Source organism: Mesorhizobium sp. YIM 152430 (assembly GCF_029210365.1).
Lineage (GTDB): Bacteria > Pseudomonadota > Alphaproteobacteria > Rhizobiales > Rhizobiaceae > Aliihoeflea.
The window spans coordinates 159,282-177,411 of sequence record NZ_JARGES010000027.1 but is presented as its reverse complement, the minus strand read 5'-3'; the positions used below and the strand labels follow the sequence as shown (position 1 = coordinate 177,411).

Annotated in this window: 12 protein-coding genes; 3 read left to right on the top strand and 9 right to left on the bottom strand. The window is 65.0% G+C overall.

Annotated features, from left to right (window positions below; translation table 11 throughout):
- Window positions 1-99 precede the first annotated feature (99 nt).
- Both PZ895_RS08620 and PZ895_RS08615 read left to right on the top strand, forming a co-directional pair.
- Complete coding sequence (locus tag PZ895_RS08620) at window positions 100-2,010, top strand: autotransporter assembly complex family protein (RefSeq protein WP_275838612.1); 1,911 nt, start codon at window positions 100-102, stop codon at window positions 2,008-2,010.
- Window positions 2,007-6,602, top strand: coding sequence for a translocation/assembly module TamB domain-containing protein (locus PZ895_RS08615; RefSeq protein ID WP_275838611.1), 4,596 nt, complete (start codon window positions 2,007-2,009; stop codon window positions 6,600-6,602). Before PZ895_RS08620 ends, PZ895_RS08615 begins: the two co-directional genes overlap by 4 nt.
- 97 nt (window positions 6,603-6,699) lie before the next feature.
- Here PZ895_RS08615 and PZ895_RS08610 read toward each other — a convergent pair whose 3' ends face one another.
- The 8 genes from PZ895_RS08610 to PZ895_RS08575 all read right to left on the bottom strand — a co-directional run bounded on the left by PZ895_RS08610 (window position 6,700) and on the right by PZ895_RS08575 (window position 16,798).
- The gene (locus PZ895_RS08610) at window positions 6,700-6,876 is read right to left on the bottom strand and encodes a hypothetical protein (protein WP_275838610.1); all 177 of its coding nucleotides are present in this window, start codon (window positions 6,874-6,876) and stop codon (window positions 6,700-6,702) included.
- 81 nt (window positions 6,877-6,957) lie between these two features.
- The gene (locus tag PZ895_RS08605) at window positions 6,958-9,579 is read right to left on the bottom strand and encodes a PAS domain S-box protein (protein ID WP_275838609.1); all 2,622 of its coding nucleotides are present in this window, start codon (window positions 9,577-9,579) and stop codon (window positions 6,958-6,960) included.
- Between the two features lie 135 nt (window positions 9,580-9,714).
- The gene (locus PZ895_RS08600) at window positions 9,715-11,988 is read right to left on the bottom strand and encodes an acyl-CoA dehydrogenase (protein WP_275838608.1); all 2,274 of its coding nucleotides are present in this window, start codon (window positions 11,986-11,988) and stop codon (window positions 9,715-9,717) included.
- A gap of 74 nt (window positions 11,989-12,062) precedes the next feature.
- Window positions 12,063-13,808 carry a pilus assembly protein TadG-related protein gene (locus PZ895_RS08595; protein WP_275838607.1) on the bottom strand — a complete coding sequence of 582 codons (1,746 nt, stop codon included), beginning with the start codon at window positions 13,806-13,808 and terminating at the stop codon, window positions 12,063-12,065.
- 189 nt (window positions 13,809-13,997) lie between these two features.
- Entirely contained in the window at window positions 13,998-14,879 is an 882-nt protein-coding gene (locus PZ895_RS08590) for an alpha/beta hydrolase (RefSeq protein WP_275838606.1), read from the bottom strand.
- Window positions 14,876-15,637: an alpha/beta fold hydrolase gene (locus PZ895_RS08585; protein ID WP_275838913.1), complete on the bottom strand. Its 762-nt coding sequence runs from the start codon at window positions 15,635-15,637 to the stop codon at window positions 14,876-14,878. The genes PZ895_RS08590 and PZ895_RS08585 overlap by 4 nt, the downstream gene beginning before the upstream one ends.
- A gap of 14 nt (window positions 15,638-15,651) precedes the next feature.
- Complete coding sequence (locus PZ895_RS08580) at window positions 15,652-16,161, bottom strand: DUF192 domain-containing protein (RefSeq protein ID WP_275838605.1); 510 nt, start codon at window positions 16,159-16,161, stop codon at window positions 15,652-15,654.
- Window positions 16,162-16,207: 46 nt separating this feature from the next.
- A complete protein-coding gene (locus PZ895_RS08575; RefSeq protein ID WP_275838604.1) occupies window positions 16,208-16,798 on the bottom strand; it encodes a cold-shock protein in 591 nt (196 codons plus the stop codon).
- A 225-nt stretch (window positions 16,799-17,023) separates the two neighbouring features.
- Here PZ895_RS08575 and gloA point away from each other — a divergent pair, with 225 nt between their 5' ends.
- On the top strand, window positions 17,024-17,464 hold the full coding sequence (gene gloA / locus PZ895_RS08570) for a lactoylglutathione lyase (RefSeq protein WP_275838603.1): 441 nt from the start codon (window positions 17,024-17,026) through the stop codon (window positions 17,462-17,464).
- A 67-nt stretch (window positions 17,465-17,531) separates the two neighbouring features.
- Here gloA and PZ895_RS08565 read toward each other — a convergent pair whose 3' ends face one another.
- The gene (locus PZ895_RS08565) at window positions 17,532-17,972 is read right to left on the bottom strand and encodes a hypothetical protein (RefSeq protein WP_275838602.1); all 441 of its coding nucleotides are present in this window, start codon (window positions 17,970-17,972) and stop codon (window positions 17,532-17,534) included.
- Window positions 17,973-18,130 lie beyond the last annotated feature (158 nt).

The following is an 18,130-nucleotide window of genomic DNA, read 5'->3' as shown; positions in this document are numbered from 1 at the left end:
AGTTGGTGGCGTTGAACGGACGGATCGCCGGGGGAACTCAACACTTCGCGGTCCGGCAGTCGCAGAGTTCGGGGAGTAGCCGTGTCAGGACAATTCGGGATGCGTCACCGGCTCCTTGTCGCCTCGCTGGCGGTTGCAACCGCGATGACGCAGGTTTCCAGCGCCTCGGCCTTCTTCGGCCTGTTCGGGTCGCGTGATGCCGACGAGGTCGAGGTCATCGGCGAACCGCAGAACTATACCGCCGAAGTCACCGTGCTCGATGCCGAGACCGCGCTCGAGCGCAAGCTGCGCAATTCCTCCACGCTCTGGAACGACCGCGACGAGCCGGCCTCGGGTGCCGGCGGCCTGCTCGCCAAGGCGCGCGGCGACTATCGCCGCCTTCTCGCCGCGCTCTACACCGAGGGCCGCTATGGCGGCACCATCTCGATCCGCATCGATGGCCGGGAAGCGGCCGACATCGCACCCGACACGCCGCTCGCCAATCCTGCGACCGTCGTGGTCTCCATCGACCCCGGCCCCGAATTCCGTTTCGGCGAAGCGTCGATCATCAACGAGGCGCCGCCTCCGCAAAGCTTTCGCGACGAGGTCGACGACCCCCGCGACGAAGGCTATGCGCCCGGCGAGGTCGCCCGCTCCACCGCCATCCTGCGCGCCGAGCGTCTGTCGGTCGAGGCCTGGCGCCAGCAGGGCCATGCGAAGGCCGAAATCGTCGAGCGCCGCGTCGAAGCGGCGCACGATGCCGACATCGTCAATGCCCGCATCACGCTCGAGCCCGGCCGCAAGGCGTATTACGGCCCGATCACGGTCCAGGGCACCGAACGGATGGACCCCGAGTTCGTAGCCTTCATGGCCGGGCTGCCGCTCGGTCGCGAATACGATCCGGACGACATCAGGCGCGCGGGCGAACGGCTCGCCCGCCTCGACGTCTTCCGCGCCTCGCGCTTCCAGGAGGCCGATGCGATCGGCCCGGACGGGCTCCTGCCGATCGACCTCATCGTGCAGGAGCGCGAACTGCGCCGCTTCGGCATCGGCGGCTCCTATTCAACGGTCGACGGCCTCGGTTTCGAGACCTATTGGCTGCACCGCAATCTCTTCGGCCGCGCCGAGCGCCTGCGTTTCGACGCGCGCGTCGCCGGCATCGGCAGGTCGCTCGACCGTGACGGATTCGACCCGCGCGACTTCACCTATCGCGTCGGGGTCAGTTTCGAAAAGCCCGGCGTCTTCACGCCGGACACCAACTATTTCGCCTCCCTTTTCGGCACGCGCGAGGTGCTCGACACCTATACCCGCACCGGCGTCGACGCGACTTCGGGCTTTTCCCACGTCTTCACCGAGGAACTGGCCGGCCGCTTCGCCGTCAATGCCAGCCATGCCGAATTCGAGGACGACGCCTTCGGAACGCGCCAGTTCACGACCGCCGGCCTGTTCGGCTCGCTCACCTTCGATTCGCGCGACGATGTGCCGAACCCGACACGGGGCTATTTCGGCGAAGCGATGGTCGAACCCTTCTACGAGTTTCAGTACGGCAACGCCGCCTTCCGCTCGACGCTCGAAGGGCGCACCTATTACGGATTCGGCCAGGACAGCCGCTTCGTCCTCGCCGGCCGCGCCAAGGTCGGCACGCTGGTCGGTCCGTCGATCGGCGAAACCCCGCCGGACAAGCTCTTTTTTGCAGGTGGCGGCGGCTCCGTGCGCGGCTATGCCTTCCGCAATATCGGCGTCGAAGGTCCATTCGGCACGGTGGTCGGAGGCAAGTCGCTGATCGAGGGCTCCATCGAGGCACGCGCGCAGGTGACCGATACGATCGGGCTCGTCGGCTTTGCCGATGCCGGCCTCGTCGGCGCGGACTCCGTGCCCGATTTCAACGAGGACGTTCGCATCGGCGTCGGCGCGGGCCTGCGCTACTTCACCGGACTAGGCCCGATCCGCCTCGACGTCGCGGTGCCGCTCGATCCAAGGCCGGGCGATCCGTCCGTCGCCTTCTATGTTGGGATAGGACAGGCGTTTTGATCCGAATTCTCGTCGCCCTTGCATGTCTCATCTTCGCGGTCCCCGCCAGCGCGCAGGAAACGGAAGCGGAGACGCGTTCGCTCTTCACCAATTTCATCCAGAACCAGCTTTCGACGCCGAACCGTCAGATCCAGATCAGCGGCATTCAGGGCGCCCTGTCGTCCAATGCGCGGATCGCCTCGATCACCGTCGCCGACCGCGAGGGCGTCTGGCTGCGAATCACCAATGCCTCGATTGAATGGAGCCGCACCGCCCTCCTCCTGCGTCAGCGGCTCGAAATCGCATCGCTTCGGGCCGACCGGATTGACGTCATCCGCCGGCCGGTTCCCGAGGAAGGAATGCCGCCGCCCGAATCCTCCGGTTTCGCCGTCCCCGAACTGCCCGTCGCGATCAATCTGGAAAGTCTCGAAATACCGGTGGCGACCTTCGGCCCGGCCGTGTTCGGACTCGAATCCGAGTTGTCGCTCACCGGCCGCCTTCGACTTGAAGACGGCTCGATCGACACCGCGCTCGACGTCACGCGCCTCGACGGGCCGGGTGGCCAGCTCGGCCTCTCCTTCATCTATTCCAACGCGACCGAAATCGTCGATCTCGATCTTTCATTGAGCGAGCCGGAAAACGGCATCGTCGCCAATCTTCTCAATATCGAGGGAAAGCCTCCGGTCGACCTTACGCTGGCGGGCAATGGCGAACTCGACAATCTCGATGTCGAACTGACGCTCGACGCCGACGACGAACGCATTCTGACAGGCGTCGCGATCCTGCGTGAAGGGCGTGGCGGACGGGGCTTTTCGACCCGGCTGTCCGGTCCGGTTGCACAGTTGATCCCCGCGCAGTTCCGCGATTTCTTCGGCGCGGAAACCTCGCTCGAAGCGCAGGGTTTCATCCGCGCCGAAGGCGGGTTCCGTCTCGACGCACTGGACCTCCAAAGTGCAGCTCTCGCGCTCTCGGCATCGGCGGAGACGACCGCAGACAGCTTTCTGCGTCGCCTTGCCATCGACGCGTCCGTCGAGGACCCGAGCGGCGATGTCGTCGTCCTGCCGGTCCCCGGCGGCGATACCACCGTTCAGCGCGCGTCGCTCACGCTCTCCTATGGCGAGGGCGCAGATGACGACTGGTCGGGGTCGCTCGACATTCGCGGCCTCGACACGGCAAGCTTTGCCGCCGAGACGATGGAACTCGATCTTTCCGGTCTCGCGCAGAACCTTGACCAGCCGAACGACCGGCGCATCACCTTCGACCTTTCGGGCGCCATCGACGGCGTCACCTCTCCGGACGAGGAAATCGCCCAGGCGCTTGGCACGCGCATCGACCTCTCGTCCTCCGGCCAATGGGCGAGCTCGCAGCCCCTCGTCCTGTCGGATACGCAGATCGAGGCCGAAGCGCTGATCCTGCGCCTTGCCGGCACGGTCGCTGCATACGTCTTCGATGGCGATATCGGGGTCGAAACGTCGAGCCTCGCCCCCTTTTCCGGCCTTGCCGGCCGCGATCTTTCCGGCGCGCTGGCGCTTGATGCGAGAGGCAGCGTCGCGCCGATCTCCGGCGGCTTCAACCTGACGCTCGACGGCACGATCGACGAGTTGCGTATCGACCAGGAAGCCGCCGACAATCTGATGGGCGGGCGCACCACAATCGCGGGACGCATCGAACGCGGAGAAAACGGCCTCGTTACCGACGACCTGCGCGTCGAAAACCAGCAATTCGATCTGCTCGCCGATGGCACCTATGCGACGGGCGCGGCCGATTTCGATTTCCGCTTCGGCCTGACCGATCTCGCGCTCGTTTCGCCGCAGGCTTCCGGCGCGCTGACAGCCGAAGGCCGCGCGGCCGGCAGCGACGGGCTGATCAATCTGACGACATCCGTCACGGTTCCGTCCGGCCGCCTCGCCGACAAGCAGTTGCGCGATGCTGCCATCGCCTTCGAAGGCACGCTGGAGGGAAGCGACCTCGATGGTTCGCTGGCGGGCAGCGCGTTCCTCGACGGCGTGCGCGTCGACCTCTCCTCCGCCATAGCGCTCGTTGAGGAAGAACGGCGACTGACCGACCTCGTCTTCACCGCAGGCGGTGCGCGGCTGACCGGCAATGTGGTGCAGGATTCGGCTGGTCTCCTCACCGGCTCGCTCGACATCGATGCCGCCGACATCTCCACCCTCGCCGCGCTCGCGCTTCAGGAAGCATCCGGCACCGTTCAGGCGTCCATCGGATTGGAGCCTGTCGAGAACGAACAGCGCGCGACGCTCGAAGGCACGATCGACGATTTCGTGCTCGGCGAGACCAGCATCGAAGCGGCCGAAATCCAGGCAGCGATCGACGATCTCTTCGGCGTTCCGCGCATCGACGGTTCGGTCGATGCGAGCGGAATTTCGGCAGGCGGCGTCGACGTGACGACGCTTCAGGCCAATGCCAGCCGGCGGGGCGAGGCAACCGACTTTTCCGCCAATGCACGCCTCGACAATGGCACCACGGCGGCCGCTGAAGGCTCGTTGACGCCCGAGGGAGACGGCTTCCGCCTTGCCCTGACGCGCATCGACCTTGCGCAGGGTCAGCTTGCCGCGCGCCTGCGCCAGCCGGCGAGCCTTACCGTCATCGGCGAGACGATCACCATCGACGCGCTCGCGCTCGATGTCGGCGGCGGCAGCATCGACGCCACCGGCCGCATCGCGGAACGGATCGACCTCGACGTGACGATCGCCGCCCTGCCCCTGTCGATCGCCAACACCGTCCGCCCCGATCTCGAACTTGGCGGCACCATTGACGGCACCGCGCGCGTCACCGGACCGCGCAACCAGCCGGATGTCGCCTTCGACATTCGCGGAACCGCCTTGCAGGCCGCTGCCTTGCGGGATGCCGGCCTGTCCTCGCTCGGCGTCACCGCGCGCGGCACCACCTCCGGCGAGCGGCTCAATGTCGACGCCCGCGCGACCAGTCCCGAAGGACTCGATGCGAGCGTTCGCGGCTCCGCACCGCTGGGCGAGGGTCAGCTTGCGCTCGACGTTACCCTTGCCGCCTTCCCGCTCGGCATCCTGAACACCGTCGTTCCCGACCAGAATCTCGGCGGCAATTTGTCCGGCACCGCGCGCGTGACCGGCACGACGTCCGACCCGCAGGCCGCGTTCAATCTCAGTGCCTCCGGCCTTTCGGCGAGGCCCCTCAGCGAGGCCGGTATCGGCGCGCTCAACGCCACCGCCGCCGGCAACTTCGCCAATCAAACGGTCACCCTCTCCTCGGTCAACGTCTCCAGCAATCAGGGCTTGTCCCTCTCCGCGAGCGGCACGGTCCCGCTTCAGGGCGCCGGTCTCGCGGTCAACCTTTCCGGCGAAGCGCCGCTATCGCTCGCCAACCGCTTCCTGATCGATCGCGGCACGCAGCTCGTCGGCACCGTCGGCCTCCAGGGCCAGGTCACCGGCTCGATCTCCGACCCGCAGATCCGCGGCGCCGTTTCGACGCAAGGGGCCCAGATCGTCGACCCCGAGACCAATATTTCTCTGCGCGGCATCAATGTCTCGGCAAGCATCGACGGCCAGACGATCACCATCCAGTCGGCCAATGCGACGCTCGGCGCCGGCGGCACGGTCACCGCGGGCGGCACGATCTCGCTCGGTGAAGGCTTGCCCGCCGATATCACCATCGCCCTCAACCAGGCCCGCTACAATGACGGCGATCTGATCGCCGCGACCGTCTCGGGCAACCTCGCCTTCACCGGCCCGCTCGCCGCCGATGCCCGGCTTTCCGGCACGATCAATATCGAGCGGGCGGAAATCTCCGTGCCCGAGAATCTCGGCGGCGGCGCGGCCGGCATCGACGTCATCCACCGCAACCCGCCGCCCGGCGTCGCCGCGACTTTGGAACGCGCGCGCGCCAATGACGGCACGCCGGTCCCGACCGCGCGGCCGAGCGTCATCCAGCTCGATGTGACGGTCAATGCGCCGAACCAGATCTTCGTGCGCGGGCGCGGCCTCGACGCCGAACTCGGCGGAAGCGTGCGGGTTCTGGGTCCTGTCACCAACGTCCAGCCGGTCGGCGCGTTCGAGCTGATCCGCGGCCGGCTTAGCATTCTCGGCCAGCGCATCGAGTTCGAGGAAGGCACGATCACGCTGGTCGGCGATCTCGATCCGGTGCTGAACTTCGTCGCGAGTTCGCAAAGCGACGGAACCACCGTGTTCATCAGAGTGTCCGGGCGCGTCTCCGACCTCGACATCTCCTTCTCTTCCTCCCCGCAACTGCCGGAAGACGAAGTGCTTGCACGGCTGATCTTCAACCGATCCTTGAGCGAACTCTCCGCCTTCCAGATCGCCCAACTCGCCGCGGCGGCGGCCGAACTAGCCGGCGGCGGCAACTCGTCGCTGCTCGGCAGCCTGCGCAGCGCGACCGGCCTCGACGATCTCGACATCGTCACCGACAGCGAAGGCAACGCCGCCGTCCGGGCGGGGCGGTATATCCAGGACAACATCTATCTGGGCGTCGAAGCGGGCGCCGGCGGCACGGCGCGGGGCACGATCAATCTCGACATCACCGACGAACTGAAGGCGCGCGGGGCGGTCGGGTCGGACGGGGATTCGAGCCTCGGCGTGTTCTTCGAACGCGATTATTAGGCTCCCGAACGCGAAAAAGGCGGCTCAAAGGCCGCCTTTTTGAGCTCAAAGATCGGGATTCTGCGCGAAAGCCAGCTCGTTTCGAGCGGTTTTCAGCTCATTTCTTGTCCGATTTTTCCTTTTTGGGCGCGCCGGTGATGCTCGATCCGGTTGTGGATACGGGATCGCTCGCGGGAAACGTGTCCTCCAGACCCTCCTGCAATTCCTCTTCCCGACGCTTCTTCTCGGCCTCCTTGTCGATGTCGAGATGACGCTTCTTTTCGTTTTCCGGCATGGGAGCCTCCTGTTGGAATTCGTCGCTCCCAAAACGCGCCCGGCCCGGCGGTGGTTGCAGCATCGCTGAAATATCGGCGGTTCAGACGAGCGTACCGATTTCGGCAAGCGGCGCGCTGATGGTGCAGCGCAGGCCATCGGGGCGGAAGTCGAGGCGGACTTCGCCGCCAAGCTCGCCGGCAAGGCTGCGCCCGACGAGTCGCGAGCCGAATCCCTGGCGCGTCGGCTGGGCGACCGGCGGTCCATCCTGTTCGTGCCAGACGAGGTCGAAGCGCCCCTCGGCGCGGTCGACGGACCAGCCGACCCGCACATGGCCCTCGGGACTGGACAGCGAACCGTATTTGACGGCGTTGGTCGCAAGTTCGTGCAGCGCCATCGCCAGCGCCAGGGCGGATTTCGTCGAGCAACGCACGTCCGGGCCGCCCGAATGGATGCGCGGCGCGTCCTTCTGAACGAAGGGTAGGATCGCCTGGGCCACGATCTCCGACAGCGGCGCGCCCTCCCAGCTTTCGCGGGTCAGGACGTTATGCGCGTTGGACAACGCCACCAGACGCGCCTCGAAAAGCTGGCGCAGGTCGCGAGCCACGTCATGGCCGCGAAAGGTCTGCGAGGCGATCGACTGGACGGTCGCCAGCGTGTTCTTCACCCGATGGTTGAGTTCGTTGATCAGGAGGCTGCGGCGTTCCTCGGCGCGCTTGCGCTCGGTGAGGTCGAAATTGACACCGACCATGCGCTCCAGCCTTCCAGCCGTGTCGCGCATGGCGATCGCTCGCGAGCCCATCCATCTGATCTCCCCGTTATCGGGCCGCTGGATGCGGAAATCGACCTCGACCATGCGCCCGGCCGGCCCATCACGCTCGGCGGCGTCGACAATGCCCATAAAGTCTTCGCCGATGGTCAGTTCGCGGAAGGAGGCCAAAGATGGCTCGAAGTTTTCCGGCGAGACGCCGAACAGCCGGAACTGCGCATCGTCCCAGATCATCGTGTCGGTCAGTGCATTCCATTCCCAAACGCCCATCTGCCCGGCCGACAAAGCCAGATCCTTGCGCAGGGAAATCTCCCGCAGTTCCTGCTCCGCCGCCTGCCTGGCGGTGTCGTCGCGGATCGTGAGCACGTTGCCGATCGTCTCGCCGCCCGGTCCGAGAACCGGCTTGGCGCTGCCGATGGCCAGAATTTCGACGCCGTCGGGACGGCGGATGCGCCAGCGCGCCTCGATGACGCTCTCCCCTTTGAGCACCGCGCGGGCAAGCGGCAGTTCATTCGAGGGATAGGGTTCGCCATTCTCCCGGAAAAGCTGGAACCGGGAGGCATATTCGTCCGGCGAAATGTCAAGATGGGCGACGCCGTGGATTTCGGCGGCGGACCGGTTGATGAAGGTGATGCGCCCCTTCGGATCGGTGACGATGACGCCTTCACTCAATTGACCGAGCAGGGCTGCCTGTTCGGCGGCAATCAATTCGGCGCGCTGTCGCGCCTTCGAGGTCGCCTCGTGCGCCTCGCGCTCTTCGGTCCGGTCGCGGAGGATTTTCAGGAAACCACCCGCACCGCCACGCGCGAGCGGAACAATGGCGCCAGACCCCCAGAAGCGGGTTCCATCCTTGCGCACGTGCCAGCGCTCGTTGGACGCGCGTCCCGTGGCACGCGACAGCGCGCGCTCCTTTTGCGGAAGACCCTGCGCGCGATCCTGCGCCGTGAAGAAGATCGCCGCATCGGTTCCGATGATCTCTTCCTCAGAATAGCCCAGGAGACGTTCGGCGCCGCTGTTCCAGGACAGGACCCGCCCGGAATCGTCAATCAGGATGATCGCGTATTCGACCGCGCTGTCGAGGATGAGGCGGGAGCGCTCGCGGCTGCGGATCAACTCCTGCTCCGCCTCGCGTGCTGCGGTGACATCCCGCACGACAGCGAAGAAGCCGACAACGCTGCCGTCCTCGCCGCGATAGGGCACATACTCGGATTCTATATGGCGCACCCGTCCGTCCGGCTGCGGGATCGCGGTGGGAAAGGAGACCTGTTGGCCGGCAAGCGCGGCCTGCGCATGTGATGGCATGTCGGCAAAGGCGCGCCTGCCCAGCACCTCGGCAATCGTCCTGCCGATGACCTGTTCGTCGGGACGGGCAACGCCCCGGCGATGGGCGTCGTTGCGGAAGGTGTAGCGCATCTGCGTGTCGATGAAGGCCACCATCTGCGGCAACCCGTTCGCCAACTGGCGCACCTGGTCCACGAGACGCGGCGAGGCAGCCGGCGCGTGCCTGGCCGGAGCCGAATCCGCGAGCAGCGTCACCAGAATGCCCGCGACGGGGACGCTTCCGTCACCGATGGGGGCAGCCGTCGCCGCGAACTGCCGCGCGACCATACCCGTCAAATCGACGACGTCACGCTCGAACGACAATCCGGCGGGCGAAGCCGTTCGACGAACGGTCTCCGCCAGTTCGCGCAACGGTCGTTCGATCTGCGGGTCGAGCGCGTCGAGCGTCACGCCGCGATGAGTCGGATAGAGGCTTTGGTCGATGAGCGCGGTCGCGGCGTCATTGTAGACGAGGCGGAGCTTGGGCCCCCAGAGAATGAGCGCAGGCGCGTTCAACGCCAGCACGATGTCGCAGGCAGAAACAAGCGCGGGCGACCAATCGGACCGCGCGCCGAGCGCCGTCAGATCCCAGTCGAACGTGCCTGCTCCCAGCGGGCGATGAAATGCCTCCGGCAAGTCACGCCGCTTCCCGTCAGTTTCGCCGTCTCGCGCCGACACGCATATCCCCTCGATGGCCTTGCGGCTGCACCCGATCCCAAGTTCTTGGTCGTCGGTTTTGGCGTCGGTGTCAACGCTCCGTTCGCCCGTGGATCATTCCGCGGCCTCGCGGGGAAGATCACTCTTCTCCTGAGTATCGTGCTGACGGAAGAGCGGTGAAACATCGGCCATGGGGAAGGCGTCGACCGCGACCACTTTGGCCACCGCCTCCTGCGCCTCGACGAGACGCCGGCGCTCGTCGGCGGAGAGCAAGCCCGTTTCAACGGCGCGTTCGACCTCGCCTATCCTTGCATCGCGCAGCTTCTTCTCGATGGGGGCCACGCTGGCGAGGAGTTCGAAAGCGTGTTCCAGATCCTTCAAGGCATGGGTCTCATGGCCTTCGCCAAGATAAAGGTCGGGTGCAAGCCGGTCACGCTGCGCTCCGGGCTCCATCAGCATTTCGGCAAGACGCGTGCGCGCGGCGTCGCTCGGCTCGGGGTTCGGCACGCCGAGCGGGAATGCGAGGACCCGGACCATCCAAGCCGCCCAGCGCGCAGGCAGGTTGGCAAGGACGCCCTTGAAGGCAACCCCCATGCGCTGGCGCCCGCGCGTCATGATGAAATCGACGAGCGGCCTGTCGGCCTCCTGTCGACCCTCGTCCTCGAAGCGCTTGAGAACGGCGGCGCCGAGATAGAGTTCGGCCAGGATATCGCCGAGCCGGGCCGACAGCATCTCCTTGCGTTTCAGCGCCCCGCCAAGGGTGAGCAGCGACAGGTCCGAGAGGAGCGCGAAGGCGGCGGCGTAGCGCGAAAGCTGGCGCCAGTGACCGGACAGTGCCGCCTTGCGCGGAGCCGGCGCAACCAGTCCGCCCGTCCAGCCGCGCAAGAATGCCCTCAGCGCATTGAGCGCGGAATGCCCGGCATGGCCCCAGAAATGACGGTCGAATTCTTCCAGTCCGCGTGCTTCGTCCTCATCGGACAATGCCAGCAGTTCCTTCAGCATATAGGGATGCGAACGGATCGCGCCCTGTCCGAAAATCATCAGGTTGCGGGTCAGGATGTTGGCGCCCTCGACCGTGATGCCGATCGGGACGGACCGGTATTGCGGCCCCAGATAGTTCTTCGGTCCTTCGATGATGGCCTTGCCGCCGTGAATGTCCATCGCATGTTCGACAGACCGGCGCATCCGGTCCGTCGCGTGAAACTTCATGATGGCGGAGATGACAGAGGGCTTGTGATCCTCGTCGAGCGCCGCGACCGTCAGCCGCCGCGCGGCGTCGATCTGATAGGCATTCGCGGCAATTTCGGCCATCGGTTCCTGGATGCCTTCGAACTTGCCGATGGGAACGTTGAACTGGGTGCGGATGCGCGCATAGGCACCGGTCGCCCGCGCGCACATGGCGGCAGAGGCCGCCGATTGCGAGGGCAGCGAGATGCCGCGCCCGGCCGCAAGCGCCGTCATCAGCATCTTCCAGCCCTGCCCGACGCGCTCGGGCCCGCCAAGAACCCATTCCAGCGGGATGAACACATCCTTGCCGGACAAAGGCCCGTTCTGAAACCAGGTGAAGAGCGGGACGTGCCGATCGCCATGGCTGACGCCCGGCGTCGAGGTCGGCAGCAGCGCAACGGTGATGCCCCGATCTTTCCCGCCGCCCAGATGATTTTCGGGATCGGACAGCTTGAAGGCGAGCCCCATGACCGTCGCGACGGGGCCGAGCGTGATATAGCGCTTTTCGAAATTCAGGCGGATGCCGAGGACGCGCTCGCCCTCATGCTCGCCATATTCGACGATACCGGTATCGGTCATCGCCGCCGCATCGGAGCCGGCTTCCGCCGATGTCAGACCGAAGCAGGGAATTTCACGCCCGTCGGCAAGGCGCGGCAACCAGTGATCGCGCTGCTCCTCGGTGCCGAAATGCATCAGAAGTTCGCCCGGACCGAGCGAGTTCGGCACCATCACCGTGACGCCGGCGGTCACGCTTGCCGACGAGATCGTCCGCACCACTTCCGAATGGGCGGTGTTCGAAAAGCCGAGCCCGCCATATTTCTTCGGAATGATCATGCCGAAGAATTTCTTTTCGCGCAGGAAATCCCAAACCGGCTTCGGCAGATCGCGGTCTTCCCAGACGAGCTTCCAGTCGTCGACCATTGCGCAAAGCTCGCGCACGGGGCCTTCCATGAAAGCCTGCTCCTCGGACGACAGGCTTGCCGGCGGCATCGCGACCAGCCTGTCCCAATCGGGCGTGCCGGTGAAAATCTCGCCGTCGAACCAGACCGTGCCGGCATCGATCGCGTCGCGTTCGGTTTCGGAAATGGGCGGCATGACGCCTTTCGCCCATCCGAAAATCGGCTTCGAAATTCGCTCGCGGCGAAACTCGCGGACGGTCATGGCACTCCCCCGGATCAAACGATGCGTTCAACCTGAAGAAATGCGCAAAAGATCGTATCGTTCCGCGCCACGCCTCAATGGGTCAGGTGAAGCGCAGCCACCGAGCGACCGATGTCGGAGAACGCCTTTTCCAGCGCCGTGGTGTTGCTGGCCATGTGGAAGTTTTCCTTCCTGCTGGCGCACGTCTCGAACAGGGTCTTCACGGCCGCATTCGTGACATTGTAGAGGACGGTGAAGACCTCGACGCCCTGGCTCTTCATTTGCGCGCACATGTTGCCGGTCCAGGTGTTGAGCACCTTCTCGGCCTCGCCCTGGCTCGTCTTACCGTCGATGCGGCTGGCCGCGTTGTTGGCGCCCTTCGTGCCCAGGAAACCATAGGAACCGTAGTCGGACTTGTTAATCGTGTTGCTCGCACCGAAGGAGACGTTGGTGCCGTCCGTCATCAGGACCATGAATTTCGACACGCTGTCGCTGCCGAAGGGCGCGGCCTGGGTATAGGGCGCTTCCGGCGACAGAACGCGCCAGCCCCAGGCAAGACCCTCGGAAATGTTGGTGCCCGAACCGTTCCAGAACTGCATCGCATCGATGCCGGCGCGGACCTTGGCCATGTCCTTGGTCAGCGGCACGATCGGCGTCGGGCAGGCGCGGTTCGGCCCGAGCGTCAGGTTCGGATTTTCCTGCACGCTTTTCGTCGGGCGCACTTCAAGGCGCGTGTCCTTGTACATGTACTTGATCGGGGAGCGCTGGATCAGATGTTGATCGGCGGTCTTGGACTGGTCGTGGCTCGTCTTGTGATCGAGCCAGGCATTGTTGAAGTTCGAGCCGTCATTGCCGCCGCTGGTCATGCGGGCTCGCGGCTCGCTCGGAGCGAAATAGGGCACGAACAGGGTGTCGGGCCTTGCCGGGTCCGGCGGCGTCAAATCGAAATTGTAGGGGATCGGGCGTGCTTCGACGCAGCCCTTCCATTCGATTTCGGCCTGCTCGAACAGGTGCATGTGGTGCGGATACTTTTTCACCCGTGCGCACATGGCGCGCATGTCTTGAGCATCCTGCGAATTTCCATTGATCGAGCAACCCGTCTTGAAGTGCGACCAATTGGCGACAACCGCGTCACGCTGGGCGTCGGTCAGATCAGCGCGGCGCTCGATGGAATTTTGCGTCTGGCGCGCAGTGCGCATCGGATCGGTGATGAAGTTCCAGCCATTATAGATCGAGGCGCCGTGCTTATCGATCCAGGATTCGTCGAACCCCTCGCCCTTGATGTTGACGGCCGTGACGAACGGAACCAGCCCGATCCGCACGTCCTGGCGAGGGTCGCCCTCGCTTTCGACCGCATCGAGCAGCGCCTTCGAAGCTTTCTTGAGAGCATTGATGCCGGCCTGGCCCATCGAGCCGGTATTGTCGAGGACCATGGCGATCTCGAGCGTTTTCGTCGAGCGAAACGAGGTGGCCGAGACCGTCACGCTGTCGCTGCCGAAACGGTTCATCAGGAACAGGCTGACCTTGGCATCGACGCGGCCGGTGACCTCGACATAGTTCAACCCCTCGCGTGTCGTCAGGTCAGTGACCGTGGAACTGATGGTCGAACCGGCGATCTGGCTCGAAACGAAGTCATCGAACAGGCGCTCGCGTTCGGCGTCGGAGGCATTCTCGCGCGAGGCGGCGAGGACCGCGCCGTCGACGATGTTCTGAAGCCGCGATTTCGCGTTGATGATGTTCGCGGTGTCCACCGCAACGCCGACGCCGGCCAGCAAGGCCGGAAGAAGCACCGCTGTCATGATGCCGAAATTGCCGGCCTCGGAACGCCAGAACCTGACCATTGGAATATCCCCGCTTTGGTGCTGCCGACCCTGGCCCAACAAGATTAACGGAGTGGATAACCCGTTCAGGCAGTTGCAGATTCGGTTAAGGTCCGGCTAACGGCGTCGGGCGTATTTTCAGGGGAAACGCGAATTTTGCCGCGCCGGCGATCGACAAGAACATCTGGTCCTGAGAACCGGACGAACGCTCTACGAAGTCGAAGCGGCGGCCGACTGGGCGTCGAAGAAGTCGATGACGGCCTGCGAGAAGACGTCGTTGCGATCGCCGGCGACCATGTGGCCGGCGCCGCCGATATCGACATAGCGGGCATTCTTCGCCTCGCCGACGAAGGCGCGCGCGGCGGCCTCATCGACCAGTTCGGACTGCATTCCGCGCACGAGGAGGATCGGCAGGTCGAGCTGCGGCAGCCGGCCGAGGACATCGCCCAGCAAGGTCCGTGCATCGGCGTCGATGCTGGCGGGACCGCGCATGAAGGCGGGGTCCCAATGCCAGCGAAAGCGGCCATCGTCGCCCAGGCGCAAATTCTTGGCGAGCCCGTCGAGCGTGCGAGGGCGCTTGCGATTGGGCAGATAGGCGGCGATCATGTCCGCCGCCTCGTCCAGCGAACCGAAGCCCTCGTCCATGCGCGACCCCATGAAGCCGATCACGCGGGCGACGCCGGCCGGATTCATCTGCGGCACGATATCGACCAACACCAGCGCGTCCATCAAGGGACCGTCACGGCATTCGGCGAGCAGCGAGGCGAGCCCGCCCAGCGATGCGCCGACGATCGACGGCGTCTCGCCGAACTGCCGGCCGACCGTATTGCAAAGCGCACGCACGTCGCCGGCATAATGGGCGAAACTGTAATTGCCGCTGGCCACCCAGTCGCTTTCACCATGGCCGCGAATGTCGATGGTGATCGCGCGCATTCCCCTGTCGGCAAGCCGCATCGCCGTCTTCTGCCAGGCGTGCCGGGTCTGCCCGCCGCCGTGGAGGAGGATGACGGGCTTGCCGCCGCCGTCCCAGAGCGAGCCGGCGAGGCGATTGTCCTCCGCGCCGCGAAAGGCGATGGCCGCTTCGTCAATCACAGGGGATGCTCCTTCAGGAATTCCAGTGCCCGCGCCTTGAACGTGCGATCGCCGACGGACAGCATGTGATCGCGTCCGACGATGTCGAAAGCTTCGGCCTGCGGCATCAGACCGGCGAGGCGATGCGCATCGCCGGCAATGTCGTCGGTGGTGCCGACCGCGATCAGGGTCGGATGGGCAATACGGCCGACATCCTGCGGCGACAATTCCTGGCGGGAGGTCTCGATGCAGGCCGCCAGCGCCGCGCGGTCGCTTTTGGTCTGGTCGGCGAAGGCGCGGAACATACGCCCTCGCGGGTGGCTGACATCAGCCAGCGACGGCGCGCGCAGCGCATCGACGATGGGATCCCAGTCGCCGACGCCTTCGACCATTCCCATGCCGAGACCACCGAAGATGAGCGTCGCGACGCGGCCCGGATGTTCGAGCGCGAGGAAGGCCGAGACGCGCGCGCCCATCGAATAGCCGAAGACATGGGCGCGGGAAATGCCGAGATGATCGAGCAGCGCCACGGCATCCGAAGCCATTGCCGACGGGGTGTAGTCCGTCGTGGCGTAGCTCTTCGCCGTCTCGCCATGACCGCGATGGTCGAAGGCGACGACCCGGTAACCCGCGCCCGTCAGCGTCTGGACCCAGCCAGGCTGCACCCAGTTGATGCGGTAGGTGGAGGCGAAGCCGTGGATCAGCAGGATCGGATCGGCGTCGCGCTCGCCCTCGTCGATGAAGGCGATGTCGAAACCGTCATGTTGGAAGTGCTGCATCATACGCGGGAGGTTCAATTGCCTGCGACCTCGTCGATCGCCGGATGATTGAGGCGCGTCCCAGGGGCGAGGCCGACGCGCTGCGACGTTCCCTGGTTGAGTTCCAGCACGAAACGGCTCGGGCCATCGGGGGCGATCGACGCCGTGGAGAACGGCTCGCCGGGAAGGATGTCGATCACCCGTCCGTCCTCGCCGATGAAGACGAGATCGAGCGGCGACGGCGTGTTCTTCATCCAGAATCCGACCGGGCGCGTCTCCTCGAATACGAAAAGCATTCCCCTGTCTTCCGGCAGGTCGGTGCGGAACATCAGGCCGCGCGCGCGGCGCTCGGCCGTATCGGCGATCTCGATTTCGAAGGACACCGTCTCGCCATCCGCCTCGAAGGTGAGCGGAGCGGCATCGACGGGCAATTCCATCGGTGCGCCCTGAACCGCTTCCTGCGCGACGGCGACAGGCGGCGTCAAGGCAAGAGGCGCACCGGCAAGGAAGAGCGATAGGGCGATGGCTGCGATACGTGCGTTCACGGATGATCCTTTGCGGCTTCGGGTCCGCATGGCGGCTGGACAGCCTTCAATGCGCGACCGGCAAAGTTCCGATATCAGGGTGAACTTCGGCAGCCATAAGGCCCTTGTCGCCGCGCCCGAAGCGCACGAGCACGACCTGGCCGGGGCGCAACTCGGTAATCCCGTAGCGTCGAAGGGTTTCCATGTGGATGAAAATGTCTTCGGTGCCCTCGCCGCGCGTCAGAAAACCGAAGCCCTTGGTGCGGTTGAACCACTTGACCAGCGCCCGCTCCAGCCCGCTTTCAGCGACGACTGCGACATGGGTTCGGTCGCCCGGCTGTTCGGATGGATGAACGGCCGTGGACGCATCCATGGAAAGGATGCGGAATGCCTGAAGCCCCCGGTCGCCGCGGCGGACCATACAGGTGACGCGCGCACCTTCCAGGGCCGTGGGATAGCCGTCGCGGCGCAGGCAGGTGACATGGATCAGGATGTCGCCGAGCGCGGGATCGTCGGCATCGATGAAGCCATACCCCTTGGCCACGTCGAACCACTTGATCGCACCGGAAGCCTCGATCAGTTCCGGCGTTTCGCCTTCGCTGTCGGCTGCGTTCGCCTTCGTCGCCAAGCTCCCCGCCGATGAGGCATTTTCCCCCATGCCCGACCCTTTCCAAGATACACCACACCTGATTCTTGACGTCTAAGATAACATCGGGCGTTCGGGTCGGTGCAAGGGCCGTTTGTGGCTTTTTCGTCGCAAGGATGGCGAAATACTGGCAAGACACTTCGCACGGCATGTTGTCGCGCGGTTGCCAAGGCGCGGTCGGGGACATATCTAACGCACCGGCCAAAAATCGACCGACTGCATGAAAAGGATAGCGAAATGCGTTACTTGCACACGATGGTCCGCATCAAGGACGTCGATGAATCACTCGATTTCTACTGCAACAAACTTGGGATGCAGGAGGTTCGCCGCATCGAAAGCGAGCAGGGCCGGTTCACGCTGATCTTTCTTGCCGCAGTGGAAGATGTTGAGGCCGGCAAGTCGAAAAAGGCACCGCTACTGGAATTGACCTACAATTGGGATCCCGAAACCTATCAGGGCGGCCGCAATTTCGGCCACCTTGCCTTCGAGGTCGACGATATCTACGAGACGTGCCAGAAACTCGCGGACAAGGGCGTCGTCATCAACCGCCCGCCGCGCGACGGCAATATGGCCTTCATCAAGTCGCCGGACGGCATCTCGATCGAACTTTTGCAGAAGGGCCCGGCCAAGGAAAAGGCGGAGCCCTGGGCTTCGATGGCGAATACGGGTAGCTGGTAGGGATTGGGGCAGTCGGCAATCGGGCAATACGCGTCGCAAGTGCCGACTGCCGATCTGCCGAAATCCGCTACTCGGCCATCGTCTTCTTGGCGGTGTCGATCAACCCGTTCGCGATGCCCATGCGCGCGGCTGCGCGCGCACGAAGATGCGGCGCCAGCCTGTCGGGGTGGTTCTCGAAGGCAAAACGGCGACGCGCGCGGTCGAGATCGGCGATCGTGCGCAGACCGCCGATGCCGAGCTCGAGCGCGATGTCTCGCGGGTCGGTCGACAGTTCGGGCATCAGCGTATCGAGCGCTTCGATGACTTCCGGTGCCAGGACCGGCTCGTGATATGCCTGGCGGGCCGCCGGCTCGAACAGGGGCGCGTTCGATGCCTGAATCCGTTCGATCTGGTCGAGAAGGTCGCCCTGCAAGGACGGCGCCCGGCCGACGTCGAAACGCTCCGCCTCTTCGCTCGAAATCAGATCGTCGAGCAGATCGCCGAAGCTCTTGGCGCGCACGCCGGACATCGTGGCCTCCCAGCCGTTTATCGTTACGTCGATGATAACCGGCATTTCCTAAGAAAGGTTCCCACCCGGACTGTTCGGCCCGCATGGCAGCCCTGCATTAATCGCACTGCACGACATGCGCCGCGGATGCCATCTTCACAGTCGGGAGGATCGAAACT